Annotated in this window: 7 protein-coding genes and 1 tRNA gene; 5 read left to right on the top strand and 3 right to left on the bottom strand. The window is 64.7% G+C overall.

Features of this window, described 5'->3' with window-relative positions; translation table 11 throughout:
* The first annotated feature begins 158 nt into the window (after positions 1 to 158).
* The 3 genes from mfd to ACYPYD_RS10215 are packed head-to-tail and all read left to right on the top strand — an operon-like array spanning position 159 to position 4,246.
* Complete coding sequence (gene mfd, locus ACYPYD_RS10225) at positions 159 to 3,635, top strand: transcription-repair coupling factor (RefSeq protein WP_459663014.1); 3,477 nt, start codon at positions 159 to 161, stop codon at positions 3,633 to 3,635.
* A gap of 40 nt (positions 3,636 to 3,675) precedes the next feature.
* A complete protein-coding gene (locus ACYPYD_RS10220; RefSeq protein ID WP_285021933.1) occupies positions 3,676 to 3,858 on the top strand; it encodes a type II toxin-antitoxin system HicA family toxin in 183 nt (60 codons plus the stop codon).
* A 13-nt stretch (positions 3,859 to 3,871) separates the two neighbouring features.
* A complete protein-coding gene (locus tag ACYPYD_RS10215; RefSeq protein ID WP_271181039.1) occupies positions 3,872 to 4,246 on the top strand; it encodes a type II toxin-antitoxin system HicB family antitoxin in 375 nt (124 codons plus the stop codon).
* A 348-nt stretch (positions 4,247 to 4,594) separates the two neighbouring features.
* Here ACYPYD_RS10215 and ACYPYD_RS10210 read toward each other — a convergent pair whose 3' ends face one another.
* Complete coding sequence (locus ACYPYD_RS10210) at positions 4,595 to 5,935, bottom strand: EAL domain-containing protein (protein WP_459663012.1); 1,341 nt, start codon at positions 5,933 to 5,935, stop codon at positions 4,595 to 4,597.
* A gap of 107 nt (positions 5,936 to 6,042) precedes the next feature.
* Between ACYPYD_RS10210 and ACYPYD_RS10205 the strand changes: the two genes are divergently transcribed.
* Both ACYPYD_RS10205 and ACYPYD_RS10200 read left to right on the top strand, forming a co-directional pair.
* Positions 6,043 to 6,828 carry an NAD kinase gene (locus tag ACYPYD_RS10205; RefSeq protein WP_231958138.1) on the top strand — a complete coding sequence of 262 codons (786 nt, stop codon included), beginning with the start codon at positions 6,043 to 6,045 and terminating at the stop codon, positions 6,826 to 6,828.
* 110 nt (positions 6,829 to 6,938) lie between these two features.
* Positions 6,939 to 7,013, top strand: a tRNA-Asn gene (locus ACYPYD_RS10200).
* Positions 7,014 to 7,707: 694 nt separating this feature from the next.
* On the opposite strand, the gene ACYPYD_RS10195 is transcribed toward ACYPYD_RS10200, so the two are convergent.
* Both ACYPYD_RS10195 and ACYPYD_RS10190 read right to left on the bottom strand, forming a co-directional pair.
* Positions 7,708 to 7,944: an FAD-binding protein gene (locus ACYPYD_RS10195; RefSeq protein ID WP_008832665.1), complete on the bottom strand. Its 237-nt coding sequence runs from the start codon at positions 7,942 to 7,944 to the stop codon at positions 7,708 to 7,710.
* Between the two features lie 7 nt (positions 7,945 to 7,951).
* The coding region (locus tag ACYPYD_RS10190) for a sulfatase-like hydrolase/transferase (RefSeq protein WP_459663010.1) at positions 7,952 to 9,700 on the bottom strand (1,749 nt) is incomplete at its 5' end.

Here is a 9,700-nt window from a genome sequence, read left to right as displayed (position 1 = left end):
TTGATCCGGGACCGCTGGCGGTGAACCGCCCACCTCATCGGCGCGCGCAGCAAGCTCCTACCTAAAGACCGCCGGCGGTCCCGGATCAAGTCCGGGACGACGCGGGAAGACGATTGTATTTCCGCGCGGCCCCGCATATCCCGCCAATCACCCCTGTCATGACTGATTTCTCCCGCATCATCACGGCCTCGGCGCCGTTGACCCTCGCTTCGGTCACTCGCGGTTCGCAGCCGCTGGTCATGGCCGACCTTGCCCGCGCCATTGCTGCGAAAGGCCGCGCCGTCTTCGTCGCGGACAACGACCAGGCGATGAGCGCCGTCGCCAGCGCCGCGCAGTTCTTTGCGCCCGAACTGGAGGTCATCGAGTTCCCCGCGTGGGACTGCCTGCCCTATGACCGCGCCAGCCCCGCGCTCTCGGTCAGCGCCCGCCGCCTCGCCGCGCTCCATGCGTTGCAGTTGAAGCGACAGGGGCCGCAGCTTCTTGTGACCACCACCAATGCCCTGCTCCAGCGCGTGCTCACCCCGTTCCGCATCCGCGAATCGGTGCGCTTGCTCAAGCCCGACATGGAGATCGGCCACGAAAGCCTGATCGGCCTGCTGCGCCGCCAGGGCTACCAGCGCACCGACACCGCGATCGACGCGGGCGAGTTCGCCGTTCGCGGCTCGATCTTCGACATCGTGCCCTCGGGCCTCGAAGGCGGCCTGCGCCTCGACTTCTTCGGCGACGAGCTGGAAACGCTGCGCCTGTTCGACACCGGCACCCAGCGCTCCAGCGGCACCGTGCCCGACCACCTGCTGCTGCCCGCCAGCGAAGCTCTGATGGACGAGGACACCGTCAAGCGCTTCCGCACCCGCTACCGCGAGATGTTCGGCACCAACGCCACGGCCGACCCTCTCTACCAGGCGGTCAGCGACGGGCGCCGCCTTGCGGGCATGGAGCACTGGCTGCCGCTGTTCGAGGACCGGCTGGTCACCCTGTTCGACCACCTCGGCCCTGATGACCTGATCGTGATGGACACCGCCGCGATCGGCGCCGTGGACGAGCGCGTCACCGATGTCGCGGACTATCACAAGGCCCGTCTCGAAACCTCGGGCCAGAAGGCCGGCTCCTACCGCCCGCTGGCGACCGATTCGCTCTATCTCGGCAAGGACGAACTGGACGAACTGATCGCCGCCCACCCGGTCCACCGCGCCGATCCCTTCGCCCAGCCGGAAAGCGGCAAGGTGATCGACTTCGGCTTCGGCAACGCGCGCGATTTCGCGCCCGAACGCGCACGCGGAGACAATGCCTACGAGGCGGCCGCCAAGCACCTCCACGCCATAGCCAAGTCGGGCCGCAAGGCGATCCTCGCCGCCTACTCGCCCGGCAGCCGCGCCCGCCTCGTCTCGATCCTCGGCGAAGCGAAAGGCCCCGAGCCGCGCGTCGCCGAGACCTGGCAGGAAGCGCTGGGCCTTGCCGTGCAGGGCCGCTCCGCCGCACTGGTGCTGCCGCTGGAGACCGGTTTCTCCAACGATTCCGTCGAAGTCATCACCGAGCAGGACATCCTGGGCGACCGCCTCGTCCGCCGGAAGAAAAAGAAGAAGGATTCCGACGCCTTCCTCGCCGAACTGGCGGCGCTGACGCCGGGCGATCTCGTCGTCCACATGGACCACGGCATCGGCCGGTACGAGGGCCTGCAGTCGATCCCGGTCGGCAAGAGCCCGCACGACTGCGTGATGCTGACCTACTCCGGCGGCGACAAGCTCTATATCCCGGTCGAGAACCTCGACGTCCTCTCGCGCTACGGCAGCGAGGCGGAAGGCGCCCTGCTCGACAAGCTGGGCGGCGAGGCTTGGCAGAAGCGCCGCGCCCGACTGAAGGAGCGCATCCGCGAGATCGCGGGCGAACTGATGAAGACCGCCGCCGAACGCGCGCTGCGCGAGGCGCCCGCGCTCGTCGCCGAGGAATCGAGCTTCAACCAGTTCGTCGACCGCTTCCCTTGGGCTGAAACCGAGGACCAGGAAGCCGCCATCGCCGATACGCTGGAAGACCTCTCCAGCGGCCGCCCGATGGATCGCCTCGTCTGCGGCGACGTCGGCTTCGGCAAGACCGAAGTGGCCCTGCGTGCCGCCTTCGTCGCCGCGATGGCGGGCCAGCAGGTCGCCGTCGTCGCGCCGACCACGCTGCTGGCGCGCCAGCACTTCTCCGGCTTCGCGGACCGGTTCGCGGGCTTCCCGCTCAACGTCGGCCGCCTCTCGCGCCTCGTGCCCGAAAAGGAAGCCAAGGCCACCCGCGACGGGCTGGCGGACGGCACCATGGACGTGGTCTGCGGCACGCACGCGATCCTCTCCAAGACGGTCAGCTTCAAGCGCCTCGGCCTTGTCATCGTCGATGAGGAACAGCGGTTCGGCGTGAACCACAAGGAGAAGCTGAAGCAGTTGCGCGCCGACGTGCACGTGCTGACGCTGACCGCCACGCCGATCCCGCGCACCCTGCAGATGGCGATGAGCGGCCTGCGCGAACTCTCCACCATCCAGACCCCGCCGGTCGATCGCCTTGCGGTGCGGACCTATGTGATGGAATGGGACGAGATGGTGATGCGCGAGGCCCTGCTGCGCGAACACCATCGCGGCGGTCAGAGCTTCATCGTCGTCCCCCGCATCTCCGACATGCCCGAGATCGAGGACTGGCTGCACAAGAACGTGCCCGAGGTGAAGTACATCTCCGCCCACGGCCAGATGAGCGCAGGCGACGTGGAAGAGCGCATGAGCGCCTTCTACGAGGGCAAGTACGAGGTGCTGCTCTCCACCACGATCGTGGAAAGCGGCATCGACATTCCGCGCGCCAACACGATCATCATCCACCGCGCCGACCGCTTCGGCCTCGCCCAGCTCTACCAGCTGCGCGGCCGCGTGGGCCGATCCAAGCTGCGCGCCTATGCCTATCTGACGACCCCACCCGACCGCGCCCTGTCCGAGGTCGCCGAAAAGCGCCTCAAGGTGCTGGGCGATCTCGATTCGCTGGGCGCAGGCTTCCAGCTCGCCAGCCACGACCTCGACATTCGCGGCGCGGGCAATCTCCTTGGTGACGAGCAGTCCGGCCACATTCGCGAAGTCGGTTTCGAACTCTACCAGTCGATGCTGGAGGACGCGATCCTCGCCGCGCGCGCCGGCGGCGTCGGGCTGGAGAAGGACACCTCGGGCCTGTCCCCGCAGATCACCGTCGAAGCGCCGATCATGATCCCGGAAGAGTACGTACCGGACCTCGCCGTCCGCATGGCGCTCTACCGCCGCCTGAACGATGCGGATTCGCGCGCGGAGATCGAATCGCTCTCCGCCGAGATGATCGACCGCTTCGGCCCCCTGCCCCAACCGACCGCGAACCTCGTGCAGCTGATCCAGATCAAGCGGCAGGCGATCGAGGCGCACATCGCCAAGATCGACGTGGGCCCGCGCGGGACTTTGGTGAGCTTCCACAACGACAGCTTCCCGAACCCGGTTGGGTTGATCGCCTATGCCGAGCGGCTGAACGGCGCGGTAAAGCTGCGGCCGGACAACAAGCTGGTGCTGCAGCGCGCATGGGGCGATCCAAAAAGCAGGCTCAACGGTTTGCTGCAGCTGACCAAGGGGCTGAGTGCAGTGGCGCGCAAGGGGTGACCCCTTGTCCTGACCGCAATCAGTGTGTATTTATTTACACATGCATCGTGACAGCAAAGCCATCATCAAACGGCTTGAGGCCGAAGGATGGCAGCATGTCTCGACCCAAGGCTCACATGCCAAGTACCGCAAGGACGACCGCACACTGATCGTACCGCATCCGAAGAAGGATTTGCCGATCGGCACCGCGCGTTCGATCGCGAAAATGGCAGGTTGGCTATGACAGGACGATTGCCGTGAAATACTTCTACGCCATCATGCACAAGGACGAGGACAGTGCCTACGGCCTGACCTTCCCCGACCTGCCCGGCTGTTTCGCCGCCGCCGATCGCGCCGAGGACATTCTGCCGAAAGCCTGCGAAGCCCTCGAACTGTGGTTCGAGGACCAGCCCTGGCGCGAACCTACACCGCTCGACGGGATCGAAAGCGAAGATGGAGGCACGCTGATCGCGGTCCCCTGGATCGTCAACGATCATCGCGTGGCGCGGGTAAACCTGTCGATCGAACGCGGTATACTCGACGCGATCGACAAAGCCGCGGCCGAACGCAGCCTGACGCGCAGCGCTTTCATCGCGCAGGCTGCGCGTAACGAGATACAGGGCGCGCATTGAGGTGCATGCAGGGGTTTAGCACCCCTGCTTCCCGTGAAATGTCAGAGGTTGCGCGCGAAGGAGCGTCGTGCTCTCACTGTGATGTTTAGAACAGATAGGCAGCGGCGCTTTTGAGGCCCTGTCACCCTGAACTTGTTTCAGGGTCCATTAGGCAGACTTAGCCGGAAGGTAGTGCCGCAGAGCTGCCCCCTCGGTTTGCTTGCGCTACGGCAGAGTTACACGGCGCGATGGACCCTGAAACAAGTTCAGGGTGACGAGGGAAACAGCGAAAAAAAGCGCCGCAGGCCACAAATCAGCCCGCAATGCGCTGCACGCGCCACGCCGACAGATATCGGGGGTGCAGGGGGGCTATGCTCCCCTGCTTTCCTCTTTCTTCCCTTCAGCCCGGGCCAGCTTCGCAAACATCGCCGCACTCATAGGCTGCGCCCGCAGAAACCCTTGGAAATAGGCGCACCCCTCGCGCGCCGCGACCTGACGCTGGCCTTCTTCCTCGATCCCCTCGGCGATCACTTCGAGGTCCAGCGCCCTCGCCATCGCCACGATCGCGCGCAGCACGGCCACGTCGCGGCGGTCGGTGGTCACGCCGTCGATCATCGAGCGGTCGAGCTTCAGGTAATGGATCGGCAGCACCTTCAGATAGCGGAAGTTGCAGAACCCAGCCCCGAAGTCATCGAGCGCGATGCGGATGCCCTGCGCCGAAAATTCCGCCATTGTCTGCGCGACCATCTCGATATCGGCGATCAGCGCCTGCTCGGTGATCTCCAGCGTCAGCTGCCGCAGCGGGAAGCCGGTCTCGCGGATCAGCTCGAACATCTGCCGGGTGTAGCTGGCGAAGGCGAGGTCGGCGGGCGTTACGTTGATCGAGAGCCGCAGCTGGCCCGGCCATGCCCGCGCGGCGAACATCGCCTTGCGGGCGATATGGCGGGAAAGCGGCCCGATGTGGTCGGCGCGCTCGGCGATGGCGAACAGCGCACCGGCGCCGATACGGCCGAGTTCCGGGTGGTTCCAGCGGGCGAGCGCCTCGGCGCCGGTCAGGCGGTCGTCGGCGAGGTTGAACTGGGGCTGGAACAGCACCTCGATCTCGTCGCGGTCGATGGCGACAAGGAGGTCGGCCTCCAGTTGCTGCGCCGAGCGGCCGGGTGGGGTCACTTCGCCATCGGCCCAGGCGAGGCGGGTGCCGGCCTGCTCGTAGGCCTCGCCCAGCGCGTGGCCGAGACGGTCGAGCATCGATTCGACGCTCTCGCCGGTCAGCGCGCGGATCAGCGCGACACGGGGGGAGAGGCGCAGCATGCCGGTGCTGACCGGGATCGGCCGCGCGATCATGTCGGCCAGCTGGTCCGCCACAAGCTGCCAGCGCTCGCGGCTACAGGCCTCGTTAGCGACGAGAAGGAAGCTGCCGCCCCCTGCCCGCGCCAGCAGCCAGGGGCCGTCGAGCTCCTGTTCCGCGAAGTGGCCGATCCGCGCGGCGACTTCCTCCAGCGCGCCGTCGCCCGCCGCCTCGCCATAAGCCATGTTGATGGCGTCGAGGCGGCGCAGACTGAGCAGCATGGCATGGACATGCGCCAGGTGCGGCATCAGCGCCGGGTCTTCGCGCCACGCGGCGATCCGATCGTGGACTGCGTCGAGCCCGGGAATGCCGGACAGACGATCCTCGATCCGCTTCGCAGGATTGCGGACCCGATCTTTCATGCCTGCATCGTTCAGTTTAACGCCCATCACGCCGCCATAACCCAAACCCCTTGCAAAACCCTTCAAAATTCGCGAGCCCCGGTCCCGGAATGGGACCTTCGGAAAACATGATGGGGAAAGACGTGAAGCTGGCGCTCATCGTCTCCGACAGCGCCAAGGCCCAGGCCGGGGCCATGCTCCTGCGCGATTCGCATCCATGGGTGTCCTCGCAGGAGGCCGACGTGCTGGTCGTGCTGGGCGGAGACGGCTTCCTGCTGCACGTGCTGCACGAATTGCTGGACCATGATTCGATCAAGCCGGTCTACGGCATGAACCTGGGCACGCTGGGATTCCTGATGAACGGCCCGCTCGAGGATGGCGAGACCATTGCCCGGCGCGTGGCCGAAGCGCATCCGGTCCCCGTGCGCCCTCTGTGCATGGATGCCGTGACGCAGAACGGCAGCAAGTTCAGCTACTATGCCTTCAACGAAGTCTCGCTGCTGCGCGAAACGCGCCAGACCGCGAAGATCGAAGTCCGCATCAACGGACGGGTACGCATGGAGGAACTGGCGGGCGATGGCATCCTGCTGGCGACGCCGGTGGGCTCCACCGCATACAACCTCTCGGCCCATGGTCCGATTCTGCCGCTGGGTTCGCGCATGGTGGCGATGACGCCGCTCAACCCGTTCCGCCCCCGCCGCTGGAAGGGCGCGATCCTGCCGGAAAGCGCGAGCGTGGAGCTGCGTATTCTCGAGCCCGGCAAGCGCCCCGTCGCCGCCGTCGCCGACCACAAGGAAGTGCGCGATGTCGCCATCGTGCGGATCAGCGCGACGGCGGAAAAGGAGCTGACCCTGCTGTTCGACCCCGGCTTCACGCTGGAGGAGCGGATCTTCGCCGAGCAGTTCCAGGTCTGAAGGAAGAAATTTCGAAAATAGATCAGATTTTCTGCATCACGGGGTTGCCAAGGCCGATGAAGCTGTTATTGGCGCACCCCTGCCCGGCGGTGGTAACACTGACAGGCTGCTCCCCGATAGCTCAGCGGTAGAGCATTCGACTGTTAATCGAATGGCCGTAGGTTCGAATCCTACTCGGGGAGCCACACTTTTCCAGCCCCATAAATCTGATTGTTTTCAATCAGATGGGGTTCGAGAGTGATTTATAATCCGAATTCCGCACATTGCACATTTTTGCAACAGATTGGTATATCAGGGTTTTTTGTTCAAATCCTGCTTGGTGCCTCCTTCATTTCGGCGGACCGGATACCAAAAATCCAGCTCCATGAACTCGTGGGGAAAATGATCGCCTGCAAGGCCATCGCCCTTCATCCAAAGATTTGCAGGATCGCGCCTGGCCTTCAATGGCGAGGGCACTGAAGTGCCGAACCGACAGAAATGCGCCCCTGAACGCAGGAATTGGCCCAAAGCGGCATTTGCCAGCGCCGATTAGTGCAAATTGTCTGGGCTGCCCCTCATGCTCAGGCAGGACAGAATTTATGCGTAGTGTCTGTTCGCCCGCGCCACTGATCCACGGATGCAACCTCGGTTAGAGTTTTCAGTGTCCAAGAGACTGGCACCGACCCATTCCGGCCGCTCAGCGGCCAATTTTTCGCTACTAGGTTCGGAAAGTCCGGTTTCTTATCATGGTGCCCATGGCTCGCCGTAGATGGGGCCAAGTCGCGGGCAGCAAAGTGCATTAGCAATCTGCTTCCCCTTATCGGCGCTGGATATCTCAGTGATTGGAAATATGCTCTCCCAAATTACGTCCAGCGATGTAACCGAAGGTCATGCCTGGCCCTAATGTGCCGCCCGCTCCGCCGTAGACGTCGCCCAGCACCGCCGCCATCGCGTTGCCCGTAGCGTAAAACCGGGGATCGGGTTGCCGCTCCAGTCGATAACCTGAGCTTCGGCGTTGGTCTTGCGACCGCCTGCAGTGCCCAGCCCGCCAGCTTCCATCTTGACCGCGAAGTACGGCCCCTGATCGATCTTGCCCAAAGTGCGGAACGGCGCTTCGAATGCGGTATCGCCCCACATATAAAAGTTACTTCAGCTTGAACTCGAGTTTGCGAAGCGTCCCCGAGAACCGGCTGCTCGCGATCGTGTAGTCGCCGTTTACCGGGGTGATGGTGTCCATGCCGACGTCGAACCCCTCGGTATGAGACATCCAGCCCCGGATCGTGCGCCCGATCCGCCCGCTGCTAACCGGCTTACCATCGATGCTGATCGTCAGCGTGCCGCCCGAACCCAGCTCCTGCTTGTCCGCTTGGAAAGCCGCAGTCAGGGTATGGTGACCTGCCGTAACCGGTTCCGCCGCGCGGATGGCGAACTGGTCAGTCCCCACCGCATTGTAGTGGAACACTGGCACCCCGTCCTTCAGGTAGAAGGCATAGCCGCCGAAGCGCCCGCCCTGCGTCACCAGCACGCCCTGCGCCCCTGCGGGCAGATCCACGTCGGCGTCGATCGTGAAGGATTTGCCGATGGTGTGCGGCGCGGCGTCCTCGTTCAGATGGCTGAGCGGGGCGAGATAGGTGAACTCGGTGCGGTTGCCGCCAAGCGTCGGACGGCCCTCGGCACCCTGGCTGTAGTCGTGGATCGGCAGGATGTTGTTGGCCGCCGCCTCCTTCCAGAACAGATCCTGCAGTTCCTTGAGCTTCGCCGGATTCTTCGCTGCAAGGTCGTTGGCGGTGGTAAAGTCCCTGTCGAGGTTGAACAGGGTCCACTTGCGGTTCTCCGGGCCGACGCCGAGCTTGCGGTCCTCGCCCACGCCCACTTCCCAGGCCATGCGCTTGGGCAGCGTGCCCGCCATCCAGCCATCGTGGTAGATGCCGAAGTTCTCCATCATCTCGTAGATTTGCGTGCGCCTTGCGGATGGGGCCTTGGGTGCCGCGAAGCTGTAGGCGAGGCTGATGCCGTCGATCGGCTGCTGCTTCACGCCCTGCACGGTTTCGGGAGCCTTGACGCCTGCGGCTTCCAGGATCGTCGGCGCGACGTCGCTGACGTGGGCGTACTGGCCGCGGAAGGTGCCGCCGTCGCGGATGCGCGCGGGCCATGACACGACCATGCCGTTGCGCGTGCCGCCCGCCTGCGAGGCGATCTGCTTCCACCACGGATAGGGGCTGTTCATCGCCCAGGCCCATGCAGCGTTGAAGTGGTTGTAGACGTAAGGCCCGCCAATCTCGTCGTAGTGCGAGGCGAGTTCGGCGAAGGTCTCCTGGTGCCCGGTGATCGCGGACTGTTCGAAGGCAAGGCCGTCGAGGCCGCCTTCGGCGCTCGATCCGTTGTCGCCCTCGATATAGACGATCATCGTGTTGTCGTACTGGCCGCTGTCCTTCAGCGACTGGATCAGGCGGCCGGTCTCATGATCGGCATAAGCGACGGTGGCGGCATAGGCCTCCATCAGCCGGGCGTAGACCTTGCGGTGCTCGGCATCGAGCGAATCCCAGGCGGGCAGCGAAGCCGGTCGCGGGGAGAGCACGGAATCCTTCGGGATCAGGCCCATCGCCTTCTGGCGCCGGAAGGTTTCCTCGCGGACCTTGTCCCAGCCCTGGTCGAACTTGCCCTTGTACTTGTCGAGCCATTCCTGCGGCGCCTGATGCGGCGTGTGCGCGGCGCCCGAGGCGTAATACATGAAGAACGGCTTGTCCGGCGCGCTGGCCTTGTGCCGCTGGAGCCAGCCGATCGCGTGGTCGGCGATGTCGCGCTCGAAGTGGTAGCCTGGCTGGTCGGGCTGATCGACCGGCTTCTCGTTCTCGACGAGGTTGGGGTTCCACAAAGAGGTATCGGCCGAGAG

The sequence above is a fragment of the Novosphingobium sp. 11B genome (assembly GCF_054589055.1).
Note: the sequence above shows the minus strand (reverse complement) of the source record. Positions and strands in the feature narration are given on the sequence as shown.